Origin of the sequence: Rathayibacter sp. VKM Ac-2928 (genome assembly GCF_022815545.1) — a bacterium.
Taxonomy (GTDB): domain Bacteria; phylum Actinomycetota; class Actinomycetes; order Actinomycetales; family Microbacteriaceae; genus Rathayibacter; species Rathayibacter festucae.
The window spans coordinates 175,996-195,759 of record NZ_JALGRU010000006.1 but is presented as its reverse complement, the minus strand read 5'-3'; the positions used below and the strand labels follow the sequence as shown (position 1 = coordinate 195,759).

Genomic DNA, 19,764 nt, shown 5'->3' with positions numbered 1-19,764 from the left:
TCGCGGCCACCGTCGACCACGTGAAGCACAAGCTGAAGAAGTCGAAGGACATCAAGCTGTCCTTCGACGAGTGGAACGTCTGGTACCTCCAGGAGTGGACCGAGAAGGAGAAGGCGGACGCCGAGGGTGACCAGAGCACCCGCGAGTGGGCCTACGCGCCGCGCCTGCTGGAGGACGTGTACTCGGTCGCCGACGCCGTCGTGCTCGGCAACCTCATGATCACGCTGCTGAAGAACTCGGACCGGGTCACCTCCGCGTCGCTCGCGCAGCTCGTCAACGTGATCGCGCCGATCATGACCGAGCCCGGCGGAGCCGCGTGGCGCCAGACCACGTTCTTCCCGTTCTCCACCACCGCGCGCCTCGCCTCGGGCTCGGTGCTCAAGCCGCGGATCGAGGTCGGCTCGTACTCGACCGCGCGCCACGGTGATGCACCGCTGGTCGACTCCGTCGCCACCCTCGACGACGGCCGTGCCGCGGTGTTCCTGGTGAACCGCTCGACGACGGAGGCGCTCGAGGTGACCGTCGACGTCAGCGGCCTCGGCGTCACGACCGTCGCGGAGGCCGTCGGGATCTTCGACGAGGACGTCTACGCGAAGAACACCAAGGACGACCAGAACCGCGTCGGCCTCAAGCCCGTCGACGCCGAGCTGGCGGACGGCGTGCTGACGCTGACGCTGCCCCCGGTCTCCTGGACGGCGGTGTCGCTGACGGCGTAGCGCCCGGATCGGGTGGGTCTCGATACGCGGGCCTGCGGCCCGCTACTCGACCGGAATGGAAGGCGAGCTGCGCTCCCTGTTCTTCACGGGCGCGGGCGCTCCCTGCTGATCGAGTAGCCCGCGCAGCGGGCGTATCGAGATCCCCCACCGCAGGCACTTCGGCCGCCGGGTCTCGATACGCGGGCCTGCGGCCCGCTACTCGACCGGCATGGTGCGCCGCACCTCTCGCGAGGGACGCCTGCTTTCATGCTGATCGAGTAGCCCGCGCAGCGGGCGTATCGAGATCCACCCACGTCAGCACGGAGGCCTGCAGACCGGGACTGCTGAGCACGGCGGGTCTCGATACGCCGCTCCGCGGCTACTCGACCAGCATGGTGGGGAGAGCCGCGCTCCCTGCCCTCCGCGGGCGTGGCGCAGGCCCTCCCTGCTGATCGAGCAGCCCGCACCGCGGGCGTATCGAGATCCCCCACCGCCGACGCCCTCAGCGCAGCAGCGCCTCGAGGTCCGCCGCACTGCGCCCGGCGAGCGTCGGCCAGAGCGTGCGGTCCGCGCCCGGCGCGAGCTCCGCATCGTGCGGCACCCCGACCGCGCACGCCCCGGACGCCACGGCCGCCGCGAGTCCCGTCGGCGAGTCCTCGATCGCGACACAGTGCGCGATGTCGACGCCGAGCGTCGCGGCCGCCAGCAGGTACGGCTCCGGATCCGGCTTGCCGCGCGACACGTCGTCGCCGGTGACGAGCGCGGCGAGCGGCACCTCCGCCGCCAGCGCATCGACGACGACCTGCGCCATCACGCGTGACGACGTGGTCACGATCGCCTGCCGCACCCCCGCCCGGTGCACGTCGCGCAGCAGCTCGCGCGCCCCCGGCCGCCACACCAGCCCGCGGTGCATCTCCGCGAGCACGTCGCGCTCGAGCACCGCCTCCACCTCGGCGTCCGGCAGCTCGACACCGGCGGCCTGCAGCGCCCGCACCGTCTGCTCCATCGTGCTGCCGATCAGCGCGAGCGCGTCGGCACGCGTCCACCCGCGGCCGAAGCGCCCGGCGAGCACCTCCTGCGCCCGCACCCACGCGGGCTCCGAGTCGACGATCGTGCCGTCCATGTCCCAGAGCACCGCCTCCAGGCCGGTCGCACCCTCCGGGCCGGGCACTGCCTCGAGCCCGGTCACGACGCGGCCCCCGCCGTGCGGCGCCGACCGAGGACCCCGGCGAGCAGCACCGCCACGACCCCCGCGATCGGCACCACCAGGAGCCCCACCCGCAGCCCCGCGCCGTCGGCGACCAGCCCGACGATCGGCGGCGAGAGCAGGAAGCCGAGCCGCATCAGCCACGAGACGATCGTGACTCCGGTGCCCGCGCGCAGCCCCCGGATCTCGTCGGCCTCGTGCATCGCCGCGGGGACCGTCGTCGCGAGTCCGAAGCCGGCGGCCGCGAATCCGGCGATCGTGCCCGGAACGGACGGGAACGCCAGCGCCGCCCCCATCCCGAGCGCCGCGATCGCCCCGCCGACCCGGAGCACGCTGCGCTGACCGAAGCGGTCGACCAGCCGGTCGCCGAGGATGCGCCCGACGAACTGCGCGCCGACCAGCGCGACGAAGCCGTACGCCGCCACCGCCGCGGTCGCCCCGAGCGAGCCGCCCAAGTAGACGGCGGCCCAGGTCGACGCCGCGTCCTCGACGAGGGTGCCCGCGATCGCCACCGCGACCAGGGCCGCGAGCAGCAGCACCACCCGCGGGCGGACGCGAGCCCGCACGACCGGCGCGGCCCCCGGCTCGGCCGCGGTCTCGTCGTCGCGGCCTCGCAGGAGGAAGCGCAGCGCGGTCAGCGCGACCGCCGCGAAGAGCACCCCCGAGATGCTCAGGTGCATGGCGCGGGGCAGGCCGAGCGCGATCGCCCCGGCCGCCATCGAGCCGCCGAGGACCGCGCCGATCGACCAGATCGCATGGAAGGAGTTGATGATCGAGCGCCCGTAGCGGCGCTGGACCCGCAGACCGTGGCTGTTCTGCGCGACGTCGGTGATCGCATCGGTCGCGCCGGCGAAGGCGAGAGCCCCGGCGAAGACCAGCAGCGACGGCGAGAAGCCGGCCAGCACCGTCCCGATCGCGGTGAGGATCGTGCCGAGCACCGCGGCGCGGCCGCTGCCGAGCCGCCGGATCACGACGGCCGCGGCGAGCCCGGCGACGACCGCGCCGGCCGGGAACGCGGCGATCGCGACTCCGTAGGCCGCGTTGTCGAGCGCCAGGTCGGCCTTGATCTCGGGGAAGCGCGGGACGAGGTTGGCGAAGAGCGCGCCGTTGGTGAGGAAGAGCGCGGCGACGGCGGTGCGAGCGCGGCGCGACTCGGTGGACGGCGGCGCGAGGGCGGTGGACATGCGTACGACCGTACACGCAGTGTGTACGATCGTGCACATGGACAGCACCGACCACGTCGCCGCCGAGCATGTCGCCGACGAGCATGTCGCCGCCGACCACTTCGCCGGCGACGAGCGCAGCAACCGCGAGCGGATGCTCGCCGGCGACCTCTACATCGCCGACGACCCGGAGAGCACGCGCCTCGCGCAGCGCGCCGCACGGCTCGCCGACGCCTACCACCGCGCCGCGCTCGCCGACGAGGCGGCTGCCCGCCCGCTGCTCGAGGAGCTGCTCGGCTCGCTCGGCGAGGACGCGTTCGTGAAGCCGCCGCTGTTCGTCGACTACGGCGAGAACATCACGATCGGCCCGCGCACCTTCGTCAACTACCACCTCACCGCGCTCGACGTCGCGGCGATCACCATCGGCGCCGACTGCCAGATCGGCCCGAACGTGCAGCTGCTCACGCCGACGCACCCGGTCGAGCCCGGTCCGCGCCGCGACAAGCTCGAGGCCGCCCGGCCCATCACGATCGGCGACAACGTCTGGCTCGGCGGCGGGGTGATCGTCTGTCCCGGGGTGAGCATCGGCGACGACAGCGTGGTCGGAGCGGGCGCCGTGGTCACCCGCGACATCCCGGCCGGCGTCGTCGCCGTCGGCACTCCGGCCCGCGTGATCCGGAGCGTCACCGAGTGACCGAGACCGCTGAGAGCGCACCCGCGCCGCGCGCACCGCGCCGCACCGACCCGCACCGGCGCGACCGCATCATCGACGCCTGCCTCGACGTGATCGCGGAGGAGGGGGTCGCCGGCACCTCGCACCGCCGCGTGGCCGCGGCCGCCGACGTGCCGCTCGGCTCGATGAGCTACCACTTCGCCGGGATGGACGAGCTGCTGCACGAGGCGTTCACCCGCTTCGCCGACTCCGTCGCCGAGCAGACCCTGCGGCGGATGACCGATGCCCGCACCCCCGACGAAGCGCGCGAGGCCGTCGTCGACGTCGTCCTGCACGACATCTTCGGCAGCCGGCGCGAGCTCGTGATCACCCACGAGCTCTACACCCTCGCCGCCCGGCGTCCGGAGTACCGCAGCATCACGCACAGCTGGATGGCCCGCTCCCGCGCCGCCCTCGAGCGCCACGTCGACCCGACCACCGCCCGCATGCTCGACGCCCTGATGGAGGGCCTCACCATCCACCGCGCCCTCGACGAGGAACCGGCCGACGACGCCGTCGTCCGCGAGGCCGTCCGCCGCATCCTCGGCTGACCCGCCCCTCCCCTCCCCCTCCGCGAGATGCCACTTGTGCACGCTTCTCACGGCGTGTCGCGTGCACAAGTGGCATCTCGCGGAGGGGTCAGGCGGGGGTGGCAGGGTGGAGGGATGGCTTCTCCTCAGGACTTCGACCTCGACGAGCTGCGGGGGCGCGTGCTGGAGGAACGCGGCGGGGAGGTGGACGACAGCATCCCGGAGCTCGCGGCGGCCGACCCGGAGCTGTGCGGGATCGCGCTCGCGCTGCCGGACGGCACCGTGCGCTCGAGCGCGCAGGCGGACGTGCCGTTCAGCATCCAGTCGGCGGTCAAGCCGTTCCTCTTCGCACTCGCGCTGCTCGACACCGACGGCGACGCGCTCGACCGCGTCGGCATCGAGCCGACCGGCGAGGCCTTCGACGCCCTGAAGCTCGAGAGCGGCACCGGCCGCCCGCCGAACCCGATGGTCAACGCGGGCGCCCTGCTGACCGCCGCACTCGTCGACGGCGGCGATGCGGAGGGCCGCGGCGAGCGCATCCTCCGCGGCCTCTCCGCCTTCGCCGGCCGCTCGCTGGAGGTCGACGAGAGCGTCGCCTCGAACGAGCACCTGCTCGGCGACCGCAACCACGCCCTCGCGCACCTCATGCGCGCCGAGGGCACCCTGCGGCGCAGTGCCGACGACGCCGTCGCCGCCTACGCCCGCGCCTGCGCCGTGCTCGTCGACGCGGAGGCCCTCGCGGTGATGGGCGCGACCCTCGCCCTCGGCGGCGTGAATCCCGTGACCGGCGAGCGCGTCGTGCCGGCCCTCGTCGCCCGCGACGTCGTCTCGGTGATGGCGACCTGCGGCGTCTACGACGGCTCCGGCCGCTGGATGCGCGCCGTCGGCGTCCCCGCCAAGTCGAGCGTCTCCGGCGCGATCGTCCTCTCTGCTCCCGGCCGCCTCGGTGCCGCCATCGTCAGCCCGCCCCTCGACTCCCAGGGCACCAGCGTCCGCGGCGCCGCCGCCAGCACCCTCCTGTCCGCCGCCCTCGCCCTGCACTCCTTCGACCCGCCCCCGCGCTGATGCTGATGCTGATCGAGTAGCGCCCGGAGGGCGCATATCGAGATCCCCCCCACGGAGCACGCGGGTCTCGATACGCCGCTCCGCGGCTACTCGACCAGCATGGTTGGGCCACTCCGCGGCTACTCGACCAGCATGGATGGGCCGCTCCGCGAGAGCCGCGACCGCGAAGCGGAGCCCACCAGTCCGAGCCCGCCACTCCCGGCGCAAGGCCGAGGTCACCGGCGAATCGCGTGCCAGCGATTCGTCGTACCGGTACGCGAGACGCTCTGCGGAACGCGACCACCCACCCGAGCCGACCGCGGAGCGGATGACGACGAAGGAGGAATCCGCTCGAACCAGCACCGCGGCGAATCGCGTGCCAGCGATTCGTCGTACCGGTCCGCAAGACGCTCTGCGGAACGCGACCACCCACCCGAGCCGACCGCGGAGCGGATGACGACGAAGGAGGAATCCGCTCAATCGAGCAACAGCGCCGGCTCCTCCAGCACGCTCGCAACGTCGGCGACGAAGCGGCTGACGACGTCGCCGTCGACGACGCGGTGGTCGAAGGAGCCGCCGACGGTGGTGACGAAGCGGGGGCGGACCTCGCCGTCGACGACCCAGGGCTTCTGCTTGATGGTGCCGAGGGCGATGATCGCGACCTCGCCGGGGTTGAGGATCGGTGTGCCGGTGTCCATGCCGAACACGCCGATGTTGGTGATGGTGATGGTGCCGTTCTGCATGTCGGCGGCGGAGGTCTTGCCGTCGCGGGCGTCGAGGGTGAGCTTCTCGAGGGCCTGGGCGAGCTCGAGGAGGCTCATCGACTGCGCGTCCTTGACGTTGGGCACGAGCAGGCCGCGCGGGGTGGCCGCGGCGATGCCGAGGTTGACGTAGTGGCGGACGAGGATGTCCGTGTCGGTCCAGGCGGAGTTGACCGTCGGGTTCCGCCGCACCGCCCAGATGATGGCCTTGGCCATGATCAGCAGCGGCGAGACCTTGACGCCGGCGAAGTCGGGCGAGTTCTTCAGGCGCTTGACGAACTCCATCGTGCGGGTCGCGTCGACGTCCACGAAGACGCTGACGTGCGGCGCGGTGAAGGCGCTGCGCGACATCGCCGAGGCGATGGCCTTGCGGACGCCGCGGACGGGGATGCGGTCCTCGCGGGAGTCGCCCCAGGCGGGGGTCTGGATGTTGCGGAAGACGCTGGCCTGGGAGGCGTGGCGGATGACGTCGTCGCGGGTGACCTCGCCGGCGAGGCCGGTGGCCTGCACCTCGAGCAGGTCGACGTCGAGGTCCTTGGCGAGCTTGCGGATCGGCGGCTTCGCGATGACGGGCAGCGCCGACGAGGCGGGCACCGAGGTCGGTCGCGGCGGCGACGCCGGGCGGGCCGGCTTCTCCGGAGCGGCGCCCGCGGCGGGACGGCGACGGCGGGTGGCAACGTGGCCGCCGGCGGTGCCGTAGCCGACCAGCGCGGCGCCGGAGCCCTCGCCGGGCTCGGTGGTCGAGGGAGCGGGCGGGGCTGCGGGCGGCGCGGCCTGCGCGGGCATCGCCGGGATCTCGGAGCCTGCCGAGCCCGCGCCCTGCACGGTGATGATCGGCGTGCCGACGTCGACCGTCTGGCCCTCGTCGACGAGCACGTCGACGACGGTGCCGCTGAACGGCGAGGGCAGCTCGACGAGCGACTTGGCGGTCTCGATCTCGACGAGGACCTGGTTGACGCTCACCTCGTCGCCGACCTTGACCCGCCAGGAGACGATCTCGGCCTCGGTGAGGCCCTCGCCGACGTCGGGGAGGAGGAAGTGCTCTGTCATCGTCGGGACTCCTGGCTGTGCCGGTTCTGCATGAGGGAAGGGGGCGCGTCGGGACGCCGGGGCGTCGGCCGGTGCGTCAGTACGCGAGCGAGCGGTCGACGGCCTCGAGCACGCGGTCGACGTCGGGGAGGAAGAGCTTCTCGACCTTGGCGGGCGGGAAGGGCGTGTCGAAGCCCGCGACGCGGAGCACCGGCGCCTCGAGCGAGTAGAACGCCTTCTCGGTGACGGTCGCGGCGATCTCGGAGCCGAGGCTCACGTTCGCGGACGCCTCCTGGGCGACCACGAGCCGACCGGTCTTGCGGACCGAGGCGAGCAGCGGCTCCCAGTCGATCGGCGAGAGCGAGCGCAGGTCGACGACCTCGACGCTGGTCCCCTCCTCGCCGGCGAGCTCGGCGGCCTGGAGCAGCACGGAGACCATCGGCCCCCAGCCCACGACCGTGACCTCGTCGCCCTGGCGCACGACGCGGGTCGCGTGCAGCGGGGCGGCGGAGGCGCGGAGGTCGACGTCGCCCTTGGGCCAGTAGCGGCTCTTGGGCTCGAAGAACATCACCGGGTCGTCCGAGGCGATGGCCTCCTGGATCATCCAGTAGGCGTCGTTCGGGGTCGACGGGCTGACCGCGCGGAGGCCCGCGGTGTGCGCGAAGTAGGCCTCGTTGCTCTCCTGGTGGTGCTCCACCGCTCCGATGTGCCCGCCGTAGGGCACGCGGATGACGACGGGCATCGTGAGCGAGCCCTCGTGCCGGTTGGTCATCTTCGCGAGCTGCGAGGTGATCTGGTCGAAGGCCGGGTAGATGAAGCCGTCGAACTGGATTTCGCAGACCGGGCGGAAGCCGCGCATCGCGAGGCCGATCGCGGTGCCGACGATACCGGACTCGGCGAGCGGGGTGTCGAGCACGCGCTGCGGCCCGAACTCGGCGTGCAGGCCCTCGGTGATGCGGAAGACGCCGCCGAGGGGGCCGATGTCCTCGCCCATCAGCAGGACGCGGTCGTTCTCGGTCATGGCGCGGCGGAGCCCGGCGTTCAGCGCCTTCGCCATCGACATGGACTCCAGCTGCGTGTCGCTCAGCGGCGGCTGGACGGTGGTGCTCGTGTCGATCGTCATCGCGGGTCGCCTCCCAGCGCGTCCTCGTAGCCCTGGAGCCACGCCTTCTGCTCCGCCACCTGCTGGTGCGGCTCCGAGTACACGTGGTCGAACATCACGTCGACGGGCGGCGCCTCGAGCGCGAGCAGGCGCTGCCGGATGTCGGCGGCGAAGTCCTTCGCCTCCTCGTCCACCTCGTCGAAGAACGACTGCGGGGCGCCGAGACCGCGCAGGTAGGCGGCGAAGCGGGTGATCGGGTCCTTCGCGACCCACGAGGCGAGCTCGTCGTCGGTCCGGTACTTCGTGGGGTCGTCGCTCGAGGTGTGCGCGCCGATGCGATAAGTGAGCGCCTCGATGAACTGGGGGCCGCCGCCGGAGCGGGCGTCGGCGAGGTGCTTCGCGGTGACGGCGTAGCTGGCGAGCACGTCGTTGCCGTCGATCTGCACGCCCGGGATTCCGAAGCCGGAGGAGCGGAGGTACAGCGGGCTGCGCGACTGAGTGGCGACGGGCACGGAGATCGCGTAGTGGTTGTTCTGCAGGAAGAACACCTCGGGCGTCTGGTAGCTCGCGGCGAAGACCATGGCCTCGCTGACGTCGCCCTGGCTGGAGGCGCCGTCGCCGAAGTAGACGATGACCGCCGCGTCCTTCTCGGGGTCGCCCGTGCCGGTCGCGCCGTCGAAGGTGAGGCCCATCGCGTAGCCGGTCGCGTGCAGGGCCTGCGAGCCGAGGACCAGCGTGTAGAGGTGGAAGTTGCCGTGCGCGGGGTCGGCCGGGTCCCAGCCGCCGTGCGTCACACCGCGCAGCAGCGCGAGGACGCGGAGCAGGTCGACGCCGCGGACCTTGGCGACGACGTGCTCGCGGTAGGAGGGGAAGACGTGGTCCTGCGGACGCAGCGCGAACGCGGAGCCGACCTGCGCCGCCTCCTGCCCGTGACTCGGCACCCAGAGACCGAGCTGCCCCTGACGCTGCAGGTTCGCCGCCTCGATGTCGAACCGGCGGACGACCGCCATCTCGCGGTAGAAGGAGCGGTGCTGCGCCTCGTCGATCCCGTCGAGGAGGGGGGCGTACTGCTCGGCCGCGGGGGTCGGTGCGAACCGGCCGTCCGCGGTGAGGAACTGGACCGTCGGCGTCTCGCTGGTGGCTGCCACCCGACTAACCTATCCGCCTCGCGGGATGCCCCTTCGGGAGGGTCCCGACAATCTCCGCCGCTGCCGTGAGGAGCTTGTCGACAGAACTCGCCTCGCCGACGGACACCCGGATGCCCTCGGGCGGGAAGGCGCGGACGACCACGCCGGCCCGCTCGAAGACCGCCGCGGCCGCCTCCGTCTGCTCGCGGGTGTCGAACCAGAGGAAGTTGGCCTCGGACTCGGGGATGGTCCAGCCCTGGTCGAGCAGCGCCTGCCAGAGGTGGTCGCGGAGCTGGGCGATGCGGCCGACGCGCTCGAGCAGCTCCTCGCGGTGCTCGAGCGAGGCGACCGCCGCGGTCTCCGCGAAGCGGGTGACCGAGAGGGGGATGGCGGTCGAGCGGGCGGCGTCGAGGATCCGCGGGTGCCCGATCGCGTAGCCGACGCGCAGCCCCGCCAGTCCGTAGGCCTTGGAGAAGGTGCGGGCGACGACGAGGTTGGGGTGGCGGCCGAGGAGGGTCGCGCCGTCCACCGCGCGCTCGTCGCCGACGAACTCGGCGTAGGCCTCGTCGAGCAGGACGAGGACGTCGGCCGGCACCTTCTCGAGGAAGGCCGCCACGTCGTCCGCGGTGGCGACGGTCCCGGTGGGGTTGTTGGGGCTGCAGACGATCACCAGACGGGTGCGCTCGGTGATCGCCTGGGCCATCGCGTCGAGGTCGTGCGTGTCGTCGGCGCGCAGGGGGATGCGCACGCCGGTGGCGCCGGCGGTGGTGATGAGGGAGGGGTAGGCCTCGAAGGAGCGCCAGGCGTGCACGACCTCGTCGCCCGGTCCCGCGGCGGCGGTGATCAGCTGGGCGATGACGGCGACGGAGCCCGCTCCGACGATGACCTCGTCGATCCCGACGCCGTAGCTCTCGGCGAGCGCCGTCCGGAGCGCCGTGGCCGCGGCGTCCGGGTAGCGGTTGAAGTCGGTGATCGCCTGCACCCGCTCGAGCACCGAGGGCAGCGGATCGAACGGGTTCTCGTTGGAGGAGAGCTTGAACGCGTCCGCGGAGGCGGCGCGGCCCTGGCGGTAGGCCGGCAGAGCGAGGATCTCGGGGCGGAGGCGGACGGGTGGCTCCTGCTGGTCGGTCACCCGGACCATGCTATTCGGGCGGCGGCCGGGCGAGCCGCGCGAGGCACCCTTCCCCGCCGCCGGTGCGCCCGGGTGGAGGCGGGCTGCGCCAGAGTGGAGGCATGCGCAGACTCCTCCTCGGCCTCGCCACCAACGCCGTCGCCCTCTGGCTGACCACGCTCGTCGTCGCGGGCGTCCGCGTCGATCCGTACGAGCAGGGGCCGACCGCCGCGGTGCTCACGTACCTCCTCGTCGCAGTGATCTTCGGCGTCGTCAACTCCGTGGTCGGCGGGGTGGTCCGCGTCGTGGCCTTCCCGCTGTACGTGCTGACGCTCGGTCTCGTGTCCTTCATGGTGAACGGCCTGCTCCTGCTGCTGACGGCCTGGATCAGCGGCCTCTTCGGCTTCGGCCTGGTCGTGGACGGCTTCTGGTGGGGCGTCCTCGGCGCCCTGGTGCTCGCGATCGTCAACTGGTTCATCGGGCTGCTCCTGCGCCCCTTCGCTCGCGACCGCCGCCGGGACTGACCGGCACGGTCGTCAGCCGGGCGGCGACGCGCGAGTCCGGCGCTCCCCGCCAGAGCGGGAACAGAGCGGCCCCGGTCGCCGCGAGCCGGGGGTCGGCCGCCGCATCGAGGGCGTGCCCGGTCGCGACGTAGGCGTCGAGGGCGTGCGCGGGCACCGGAGTGTCCCGCGGGATCCCCGCCGGGGAGTCGCGCTCGACCAGCACGACCCCCGGCTCCTCCGCCGCCGTCCGGCTGAAGCCGCTGAGCGCCGGCACCAAATCGTCGGAGTGCTCGATCGAGAGCGAGCGCGTCCCCTCCGGCAGGTCCAGCCCGCGCACCGGACTGCCGAAGGTGACGACGTCGTGCACGTCGTAGCGCCCCGACTGCGCCACCCGGAGGGCGACCAGCCCGCCCTGCGAGTGCGCGGCCATCGTGACGGGGGCCCCGGCGGAGATCCCGGCCGCCGCCATCGCCGCGAGCGCTCCCTCGACGGAGGCGGCGCGCCCGCCCGCCATCGCCTGCAGGTTCGACGGAGCCCCGAAGGCCTGCTCCGGGTCGGCGCTCCAATCGGTGGTGCCGGAGAGCGTGACGAGCCACTCCCCTCCGTAGCGCTCGATCACCACCTGCGGACCGTCGGGATCGCTCGGCGGGATCCGCGCCGCGAGCTCCCCCCAGCCCGCCGGCGCGGCGAGCGGGTCCACCGGCGGCGGCACCCGCTCCACCCGCAGCTCCCGCTCACCCGGCGCCGGCAGCACGCCGAACACCGTCCCCAGGATGACGAGCGCCCCCGCCGCCGACTGCACCCCGTTCCCGATCACCTGCTCGGACGTCGGTCGCCCCACCGCGTCGGCCAGCGGCGGAGGGAGCAGCAGCACCCCGATCTCGGTGCCGAGGCCGATCGAGGAGATCACCCCGCGCAGACCCTCGATCAGGAGAGGGTCGCCCAGCAGCGCCCGGACGAGGTCCTCCCCCTCCTCCTTCAGGTCGGCCTCGGCACCCTCGTCCCCCGCGAGGGCTCGCGCCGCCGCCGAGACCGACCCGAACGCCGCGTCGGCCACCGCCCGGACCAGCACCGCGGCGTCCTCGACGGCGCCGGGAAGCCGCCGCGCGAGGGACTCGCCCGCACGCCGCTCGAAGAGCGCGACGGCGGTCTGCGGCCCGAGGATCCCCGGCGTCCCCGGCACCGCGTCCTCCTCCGCCCGCTCGTACTCCGCCGCCGCCGCGGCGAGCGCCTCCCGGAGCGCCACCGCGTCGGCCTCGAGCAGGCGGAGCCGATCGCCGAGCGCCGCCGGCTCACCCGCCCGGGCCGGCGCCGCGAGCATCACCGCGGGGACGAGCCCGTCGCCGAGCACCGCGCACTCGGCCAGCCCCGCCGCGAGCCCCTCGAGCGTCCGCCGGCGCTCGTCGAGCTCGGCCGTCTCCACCCGCACCGGGGACGGCGCCCTCATCCGCCCGCCCCCACTGCCAGCCCGCGCGCCGCCGCCTCCGCCGTCGCGAGCCCGGCCAGCAGCTCGGCCGCCCGCTCGGCGTACTCCCGCGCCGCCGCCCCCTCCCAGTCGGCGTCGGGCAGGAGTCCGCCCGCCTCCCCGCGCAGCACCCCGATCCGCTCGGCGAGCGCCGCCACCGCCGCGCTCGGCCACGGCGCCGCCGCGCCCGTCGCTCCCCCTGCAGCCGCCTCGAGGCTCATCCGCCACCTCCCTTCTCTCTCGATGCCCGCGGCCAGCCTCGGGCACCGCGGTCGGCCACGGGCGGGCGCTCCCCGGAACGGTGGAGAGGTCGAGAATCCGCCCGCTGTGGAGGACCGCCGGTGCGCCATGATGGGCGGGTGACCCCCTCTTCCGCGCCGTCGGCGTTCGCCGTGTGCTTCGTCTGCACCGGCAACATCTGCCGGTCGCCGATGGCGGAGGTGGTGCTGCGCTCCCTCGCCGAGCAGGCAGGGCTCGGCTCGGTCATCACGATCACCTCCGCCGGCACCGGCGAGTGGCATCTCGGCGAGCACGCCGACCACCGTGCCCTCGAGGCGCTCGATCGCCGCGGACTCGACGGCGCTCCGCACCGCGCGCGGCTCTTCGACCCCGCGCTCTTCGAGGAGTTCGACCTCGTCGTCGCCCTCGATCACGGCCACGAGCGGGCGCTGCGCTCCTGGGCGCGCACCGACGTCGACCGGCAGAAGATCCGGCGCCTGCTCGCCTTCGAGCCGGGCCTCTCGGCGCAGGGCGACGTCCCCGACCCCTACTATTCCGATGCGGCGGCGTTCGACTCGGTGCTCGCGCTGATCGAGCGCGCGTGCCGGGCGCTCTTCGCCCAGATCGAACCGGGACTGCGCGGCAACCGCACGGTCCGCACCGACTCGCGCTCGAGCCTCCAGACCGCGCGGGACCCCCGAGAACCGGAAGGCACCACCGCATGACCTCGCTCCCTCCCCAGCCGCTCAGCCCGCTCGACGGCCGCTACAGCGCCGCCGTCTCCGCCCTCGGCGAGCACCTGTCGGAGGCCGGGCTGAACCGAGCGCGCGTGCACGTGGAGGTGGAGTGGCTGCTCGCCCTCACCGACCGCCGCCTCTTCGGCTCCGAGCCGGTCGAGGCCGCCGACGCCGAGGAGCTCCGCCGCCGCGCCCGCGACTTCGGCCAGCCCGAGATCGACCGCCTGGCCGAGCTCGAGGCCGTCACCCGCCACGACGTGAAGGCGGTCGAATACCTGGTGCGCCAGTGGCTGGCCGAGCTGGGCCTGGATCGCATCGCCGAGCTCACCCACTTCGCCGCGACCAGCGAGGACATCAACAACCTCTCCTACGCGCTCGTCGTCCGCCGGGCCGTCGAGGACGTCTGGCTGCCGAAGCTGCGCTCGGTCGTCGCCTCCCTGCGCGAGCTCGCCGTGCGCTACCGCGACGAGTCGATGCTCAGCCGCACCCACGGCCAGCCCGCGACGCCGACGACGATGGGCAAGGAGTTCGCCGTCTACGCCTTCCGCCTCGAGCGGGTCGTCGTGCAGCTCGAGGCCACCGAGTACCTCGGCAAGTTCAGCGGAGCGACCGGCACCTTCGCGGCGCACCTCGCGGCGGATCCGGACACCGACTGGGCGGCCCTCGCGGCGGAGTTCGTCGGCTCCCTCGGCCTCGTCTTCAACCCGCTGACCACCCAGATCGAGTCGCACGACTGGCAGGCCGAGCTCTACGGCAAGGCCGCGCACGCGAACCGGATCCTGCACAACATCTGCACCGACGTCTGGACCTACATCTCGCTCGGCTACTTCCGGCAGATCCCGCAGGCCGGCGCGACCGGCTCGTCGACGATGCCGCACAAGATCAACCCGATCCGGTTCGAGAACGCCGAGGCGAACCTCGAGCTCTCCAGCGCGCTGCTCGACTCGCTCGCGCAGACCCTGGTCACCTCGCGGCTGCAGCGCGACCTCACCGACTCGACGACCCAGCGCAACATCGGCGTCGCGTTCGGCCACTCGCTGCTCGCGCTCGACAACATCGCACGCGGGCTGCTCGAGATCGACCTCGACCCGCGCGCCCTCGCCGCCGACCTCGACACCAACTGGGAGGTGCTCGCGGAGGCGATCCAGACCGTCATCCGCGCCGAGGTCGTCGCGGGACGCTCCTCGATCACGGACCCGTACGCGATGCTCAAGGACCTCACCCGCGGCAAGCGCCTCGGCGCCGAGGACCTCGCGGTCTTCGTCGACGGCCTCGACATCGGCGCTGCCGCGAAGGCCCGTCTGCTCGCGCTGACGCCCGCCGGCTACACCGGGCTGGCCTCGGAGCTGGTCGACCGCCTGAGCTGAGACGCCGTCGAGCTCGCCTGCGGGGGAGCTCGACGGAGACGGCCCCCGGCGCGGATGTCGGGGGTCCTGCCTAGGGTCGGAGCATGTCCCCCGATGCGGTCCCCCCGGACTGCGCCCTCGACGGCTGCCGCACGGCCGCCGAGCCGGGCGCGCCGGTGGCGCTCTGCAGCGCGCACCTCGGGCTCGCGCACGACTGGGTGGCGCGCGAGGACGGCGTCGTCGACGCCCTCCCCTCGCCGTGCCTCGTCTGCGGCTCGCGGCTGGGCGTCCGGCACCCGTCGGGCTGGCTCTGCGCGGCCTGCGAGTGGCGGCTCGGCGACGCGCCCGACGGCGAGCTGCCGCCACCGCGGGTCGAGGTCGTCTACTACATCCGCTTCGCCGGGCGGATCAAGATCGGCACCAGCGGCAACCCTCGGCAGCGCCTGCACCGGCTGCGGCACGAGGAGCTGCTCGCCTTCGAGCGCGGCGGGCGGACGCTGGAGCAGCACCGCCACGCGCAGTTCGCCGTCGAGCGGCTGGAGCGGACGGAGTGGTTCACCCGCAGCGCCGCGCTCGACCGGCACGTCGAGGCGGTGCGGGCGGGCGAGCCCGACCCGTGGGCCCTGTACCGACGCTGGTGCAGCGAGGCGCTCGCACTGCGGACCTGAGCCGCCGCGGGGTCGCGCGGCGGGCCGGCACGCCCCTCCGACCGGTCAGCGGGTCCAGGCGCCCGGTCAGGGCGACCAGGCGCCCGGTCAGCGTGTCCAGGCGTCGACGAGCAGCGACCCGCGGATCTCGCGCAGCTCGTCGAGCAGCCGGTCCACGAGCCCCGCCGAGACGCCCGACGCGAGGACGTCGTGCGGCCCGAGCGGAGGCAGGCGCCCGGTCCGCACCCGCACCACCTCCCAGCCGACGGCCCGCAGCGCGCGGTCCTTCCGCCGGTCCGCCTCCTCGCGATGCCCCACGTGCTCGAGCCCGTGCCGCCCCGTGGAGTCGTACTCGATCGCCACCCGCAGCTCGCTCAGCACGATGTCCGGCCACGCCTCCAGGTGCTCGAAGAACGGCCGACCAAGCCGCACCGCCGTGAACCCCGGCTCGAACTCGAGCCGCTCGGCGAGCAGCGTGCGGAGCCGCGCCTCGACCGCCGACGCGGGCGGAGGCGCGCAGGCGCTGACGAAGGGCTCTCCCGGCGGGAGCTGCGGGGTCTTCGAGCAGATCCGCGGCGGGCGCGATCTCGTCGGCGTGCGGGCGGGACGGGGTGACCGAGCAGCAGCGGACTCGGGGACCGGGGCCGACGGGCGCTCGATCACCGGCTCCACCGCGGGCCGCGGCGTCCGGGGCTTCGCGAGCGCCGCGCAGTCGGGGCACCAGGACGAGCGCCGCCGCTCCCGGCCCGGACGGTGCCGCTGCTCCTCGGGAGTCGCGACGAACACGTGTCCCGCGTCGCACAGCCAGCACAGATAGACGTCGGCCGCCGGGGGGATCTGGCTGAGGACGATCCCCCCGTTGTACTCGGGCCGGTACTGGAGCACGAGCACCGGGAACGACGCCCACGCCTCCCGGTACGTCCCCACCGGATACGGGACGTCGACCCCTCGCGAGAACCGCCGCCGCTCCCACCACCGCCCGATCGCCTCCGCCACCCCCGCACGCTAACCCGGACCACCGACGCCGCGGCGTTCATCCCGATCGAGGAGCCCGCGGAGCGGGCGTCTCGAAGGGGATCGGCGGGAGAGGGGGAGCCTGCAGCCCGCCGTGCTGAGGACGGTGGGTCTCGATACGCCCCTGCGGGGCTACTCGACCGACATGCAGGACCAGCAGGGCGCGTGTGGCTACTCCTGCGGCGAGGGGCGGCGGCGGCGGGCGAGGAGGGCGGCGGCGAGACCGAGGACGAGGGCGGCCAGGCCGCCGGCGAACCACGGGCCGGGGTCACCTCCGGTGTCGGCCAGCGTCGGAACGACCGGCGCGGGTGAGACGACGGTCGTCTCGCCCGGTGCGCCGCACTCCCCGCGATGGACGACCGTCCCGTCCGCCGTGGCGAGCGTCTCGACCCAGTAGTAGCTGCCGGGCTCGGTGAACCGGGTCTCACCGGACCAGTAGGAGACGTCCTCGTTCAGGCCGGGCGTCGTGGCGACGGGGCTGCCCGACCCGTCGAAGACGCGGTTCGCCGGCGTGCACGTGTCCTGCTCGCCGCTCCTCATGAACGCCTCGAACGTGATCACCGCGCCGGCCGGGACCCGGCCGTTCACGACGGCCTCGTCCCGCACCGGGTCGCCCACCTGTACTGCCGGAGTGGCCTTGGTGTGGACGTCGGGAGTGTGCACGGTGGTCGTCTCGCCGGGCGCTCCGCACGCACCCTGGGCGAGGATCCTCCCGTCGTAGGAGTGCAGCTCCTCCACCCAGTGCACGGCGCCCGCGGTGGTGAAGACGACCGGGGGCGAGGTGTAGGTGCCCGCCTTCTCGACGACGACCGGGGTGCCGGTCGTGTCCGCCACCAGCGTGGACGCGTCGCAGACCGGCGGCACGCTGTCAGCGGCGGACCTCGTGCCGGCGGCCGCCCGGTAGGCCTTCCACACCAGGTAGGCGCCCTTCGGCGTCTCCCCGGTGACGATCGCGTCGTCGGTCGCACCGTCGTGCACCGCGCTGTCGGCCTGCGCCTTCGACGTCACGTCGGGCACGGTCACCTTCGTGGTCTCCCCCGGCACTCCGCACTCACCGCGGTGCAGGACGCGGCCGTCCTTCGTCCGCAGCGTCTCCACCCAGTGATGGACGCCGGGCTCCGTGAAGCGGACCTCACTCGACCAGTACGACCTCTTCTCGTTCCGCCCCGCGGCGACCGCGACGGGTGACGTCGAGCCGTCGTAGACCCGGGACTCGACGGTGCAGGAGGCCCGGTCGCCGGTCTGCCGGTACGCCTCGAAGGTGATCACGGCGCCCTCCGGCACCTCGCCGTCGACGACCGCCTCGTCCTTCGCGGTGTCCGACAGCGGCACGGAGGGCGTCGCCTTCGTGCGGACCTGCGGGGTCGTCACGCGCACGACCTCGCCCTTCGTGTTCCACCCGTCCGCCCAGCCCGTCGTGAAGAGCGTCTCGGGGGCGGACCAGACCCAGACGATGTGGCCGGCCGAGTCCGCCGGCGCGGTCGCCGCCTCCGAGGTGAAGGTGCCGGGTCCCTCGACGACGATGCTCGAGGTCGTCAGGACCGTGGCGTTCTCCGGCCTCGTCGCCGGGACCGTTCCGGTGCCGGGCACCCAGTAGGCGGTTCCCGTGAAGGTGACGGGGACGCTCCTGCCGTCCTTCTTCAGCCAGGCTCCGGTGTCCTTCACCGTGAGGGTGTCCGTGGAGGTCGCGGAGACGGGGATCTCCTCGTCGGTGACCTGCGTCTCCGCCGCGACCGTCGTCGGCGAGAGGTGCGTCTCCGCGACCAGCCCGAACCTGTCCGACCAGGTGTAGCCGTCGGGGAGGAACGGCTTCACCCGGTCCGGCTGCGACGCCTCCTCGACGCGCCAGACCCAGGTGTAGAACCCGGCCGAGGGCACCGTCACTCCCGGGGAGGTGTAGGTTCCCGGGCCGGTCGCGGTCAGCTCGACGCTTCCGGCGACGGGCGCGCCCGGCGGCACCGCGTCGGACTGCACCGGCTGCTCGGCGTACGGACCGTGGAGCGTGCCGCGGTAGACCACCGGCACGGGCGCGCCGTCGAGGGTGCGCCACTCCCCCGACCCGGGCGCGACGCCTGCCCTGACGGTGTCGGTCGCCTGCGCTCCCGCCTCCACGCGTCGTGTCGAGACCTGCGTCGATCCGATCGGCGAGAACAGGTTCGGGATCGGCGCGGAGGCCGCCGTGGCGGCGGCGATCGTGAACGAGCCGTCGATCTTCTGGCCCTTCGACGCGGTCCACTGCTCGGAGGTCACCCCCGGAGCCCAGGTCATGATGTTCCCCAGGTAGCCGGAGGCACCCGCCACCCGGATCTCGTCGGACCGCGCCTCGACGGCGAAGGAGGGGCCGGCGCTCGGGACGACGCGGAGCGTCCGCGACTCCCCGTCCTTCATCGTCGACTGCCCGGATCCGGTGTCGTCGAACACCGCGTTCGTCAGATGCACTGTCCCCGTCTGCCCGGGCGGATCGGTCCGAGCCGTGACCCGGCCGGTGCCCGCGCTCGTCTGCATGTCGAGACTCAGCGACGCCGAGCCGGACGTCCGCCCCGGCCGCACCGCCGTCACGCCGGCGGCCTCCGCCCGGTACTGCCTCAGCAGCCCGAGCACGGCATCGCGATTCCCGCCGGCGCGGGCGCTGTAGTAGAGGTCGCCCGGCATGCCGTTGCCGTTGTACGCGGCATTGTCCGCCACGTCCCACACGTACAGCGCGACGGCGGCCGCGGTGTTCGCGTCCTCCGTGTTCCCGTGGACGTCCATGACGTAGCTCAGCCGTGCGAGCTGATCCGGCGACAGCGAGTTCCAGTCGCTGTTCAGCGACGGACCGGCCGTCGGGCTGTACGGGATCGACGCCCTGATCTGCAGGCAGTAGGCCAGCGTCCCGTCCGGGTGGCGATAGGCGCCGAGGAAGCCCTTCCCCAGGTCGAAGCCCGCGCCGTGCGTGGCCGCCGATGCCGACAGCGGCGCGAGGAACGACGAGGTCACCGCCAGTGACGTGCCCGCCCCGCCGACCAGTCCCGCCGCCAGGAGGCCTGCGGCCAGTCGGCGCCCCACCCGCATCCGGCCGCGGTGGGCGCCGCTCGGCCACACCACCGCTCGGTTCCGGTCACGCTGCGCGCCCACCGTGCGTCTCGCGGGCTCCCCCGCCCGTCGTCGTCGATCCATGCCGCTCTCTCCCCTGCGTACGTCGAGGCTCGCGCCTCACGCGAGCGCCGGATGCGGTCGCGTACCGGCACGCGAGAGGCGTGCCGATGGAGACCAAGGTAACCGTTCCATGGGATCATGATTCCGATGGCGCGAATCATCTGATACCCAGGCGGTGTGGCAATACGCGCCTGTGGGATCCCGACAGGGCCCCGTG

18 protein-coding genes are annotated in these 19,764 nt (G+C 73.6%); 8 read left to right on the top strand and 10 right to left on the bottom strand.

The window, feature by feature from the left end; translation table 11 throughout:
- On the top strand, positions 1 to 716 hold a 716-nt coding region (locus tag MT350_RS19340), incomplete at its 5' end, for an alpha-L-arabinofuranosidase C-terminal domain-containing protein (RefSeq protein ID WP_279396525.1).
- A 481-nt stretch (positions 717 to 1,197) separates the two neighbouring features.
- Here the strand turns inward: MT350_RS19340 and MT350_RS19335 are convergent.
- Positions 1,198 to 1,884: an HAD family phosphatase gene (locus MT350_RS19335; RefSeq protein WP_243600336.1), complete on the bottom strand. Its 687-nt coding sequence runs from the start codon at positions 1,882 to 1,884 to the stop codon at positions 1,198 to 1,200.
- Complete coding sequence (locus MT350_RS19330) at positions 1,881 to 3,086, bottom strand: MFS transporter (protein ID WP_243600335.1); 1,206 nt, start codon at positions 3,084 to 3,086, stop codon at positions 1,881 to 1,883. Before MT350_RS19330 ends, MT350_RS19335 begins: the two co-directional genes overlap by 4 nt.
- Before the next feature lie 37 nt (positions 3,087 to 3,123).
- On the opposite strand from MT350_RS19330, the gene MT350_RS19325 reads away from it, so the two are divergent.
- The 3 genes from MT350_RS19325 (at position 3,124) to glsA (ending at position 5,372) form a co-directional block, all read left to right on the top strand.
- Positions 3,124 to 3,759: a sugar O-acetyltransferase gene (locus MT350_RS19325; protein WP_243600334.1), complete on the top strand. Its 636-nt coding sequence runs from the start codon at positions 3,124 to 3,126 to the stop codon at positions 3,757 to 3,759.
- Positions 3,756 to 4,328, top strand: coding sequence for a TetR/AcrR family transcriptional regulator (locus MT350_RS19320; RefSeq protein WP_243600333.1), 573 nt, complete (start codon positions 3,756 to 3,758; stop codon positions 4,326 to 4,328). The genes MT350_RS19325 and MT350_RS19320 overlap by 4 nt, the downstream gene beginning before the upstream one ends.
- Positions 4,329 to 4,442: 114 nt before the next feature.
- Positions 4,443 to 5,372 carry a glutaminase A gene (glsA, locus tag MT350_RS19315; protein WP_243600332.1) on the top strand — a complete coding sequence of 310 codons (930 nt, stop codon included), beginning with the start codon at positions 4,443 to 4,445 and terminating at the stop codon, positions 5,370 to 5,372.
- Between the two features lie 455 nt (positions 5,373 to 5,827).
- Here the strand turns inward: glsA and MT350_RS19310 are convergent, their stop codons facing one another.
- The 4 genes from MT350_RS19310 to hisC form a co-directional block, all read right to left on the bottom strand.
- Entirely contained in the window at positions 5,828 to 7,162 is a 1,335-nt protein-coding gene (locus tag MT350_RS19310; RefSeq protein WP_123734739.1) for a dihydrolipoamide acetyltransferase family protein, read from the bottom strand.
- A gap of 76 nt (positions 7,163 to 7,238) precedes the next feature.
- Positions 7,239 to 8,204, bottom strand: a complete 966-nt coding sequence (locus MT350_RS19305) for an alpha-ketoacid dehydrogenase subunit beta (protein ID WP_374204667.1) — start codon at positions 8,202 to 8,204, stop codon at positions 7,239 to 7,241.
- A gap of 56 nt (positions 8,205 to 8,260) precedes the next feature.
- The gene (locus MT350_RS19300; RefSeq protein WP_123734737.1) at positions 8,261 to 9,391 is read right to left on the bottom strand and encodes a thiamine pyrophosphate-dependent dehydrogenase E1 component subunit alpha; all 1,131 of its coding nucleotides are present in this window, start codon (positions 9,389 to 9,391) and stop codon (positions 8,261 to 8,263) included.
- A gap of 4 nt (positions 9,392 to 9,395) precedes the next feature.
- Positions 9,396 to 10,511 carry a histidinol-phosphate transaminase gene (gene hisC, locus MT350_RS19295; RefSeq protein WP_374204664.1) on the bottom strand — a complete coding sequence of 372 codons (1,116 nt, stop codon included), beginning with the start codon at positions 10,509 to 10,511 and terminating at the stop codon, positions 9,396 to 9,398.
- Positions 10,512 to 10,603: 92 nt separating this feature from the next.
- On the opposite strand from hisC, the gene MT350_RS19290 reads away from it, so the two are divergent.
- Positions 10,604 to 11,005 carry a phage holin family protein gene (locus MT350_RS19290; RefSeq protein ID WP_243600330.1) on the top strand — a complete coding sequence of 134 codons (402 nt, stop codon included), beginning with the start codon at positions 10,604 to 10,606 and terminating at the stop codon, positions 11,003 to 11,005.
- Here MT350_RS19290 and MT350_RS19285 read toward each other — a convergent pair.
- Together MT350_RS19285 and MT350_RS19280 are read right to left on the bottom strand one after the other, a co-directional pair.
- Positions 10,956 to 12,431: a hypothetical protein gene (locus MT350_RS19285; protein WP_243600329.1), complete on the bottom strand. Its 1,476-nt coding sequence runs from the start codon at positions 12,429 to 12,431 to the stop codon at positions 10,956 to 10,958. The two genes, MT350_RS19290 and MT350_RS19285, sit on opposite strands and share 50 nt — an antisense overlap.
- Entirely contained in the window at positions 12,428 to 12,670 is a 243-nt protein-coding gene (locus MT350_RS19280) for a hypothetical protein (protein ID WP_243600328.1), read from the bottom strand. Before MT350_RS19280 ends, MT350_RS19285 begins: the two co-directional genes overlap by 4 nt.
- A gap of 138 nt (positions 12,671 to 12,808) precedes the next feature.
- Between MT350_RS19280 and MT350_RS19275 the strand changes: the two genes are divergently transcribed.
- From MT350_RS19275 to MT350_RS19265, 3 genes are all read left to right on the top strand, one after another.
- Positions 12,809 to 13,393, top strand: coding sequence for a low molecular weight protein-tyrosine-phosphatase (locus tag MT350_RS19275; RefSeq protein WP_243600327.1), 585 nt, complete (start codon positions 12,809 to 12,811; stop codon positions 13,391 to 13,393).
- Positions 13,390 to 14,772 carry an adenylosuccinate lyase gene (purB, locus tag MT350_RS19270; protein WP_243600326.1) on the top strand — a complete coding sequence of 461 codons (1,383 nt, stop codon included), beginning with the start codon at positions 13,390 to 13,392 and terminating at the stop codon, positions 14,770 to 14,772. Before MT350_RS19275 ends, purB begins: the two co-directional genes overlap by 4 nt.
- Positions 14,773 to 14,855: 83 nt before the next feature.
- On the top strand, positions 14,856 to 15,419 hold the full coding sequence (locus tag MT350_RS19265) for a GIY-YIG nuclease family protein (protein WP_243600325.1): 564 nt from the start codon (positions 14,856 to 14,858) through the stop codon (positions 15,417 to 15,419).
- Between the two features lie 87 nt (positions 15,420 to 15,506).
- Here MT350_RS19265 and MT350_RS19260 read toward each other — a convergent pair whose 3' ends face one another.
- Positions 15,507 to 16,394 (bottom strand): hypothetical protein, encoded by an 888-nt coding sequence (locus MT350_RS19260; protein WP_243600324.1) that lies wholly within the window; start codon positions 16,392 to 16,394, stop codon positions 15,507 to 15,509.
- A 189-nt stretch (positions 16,395 to 16,583) separates the two neighbouring features.
- Positions 16,584 to 19,496: a hypothetical protein gene (locus MT350_RS19255; RefSeq protein WP_243600323.1), complete on the bottom strand. Its 2,913-nt coding sequence runs from the start codon at positions 19,494 to 19,496 to the stop codon at positions 16,584 to 16,586.
- Positions 19,497 to 19,764: the final 268 nt, after the last annotated feature.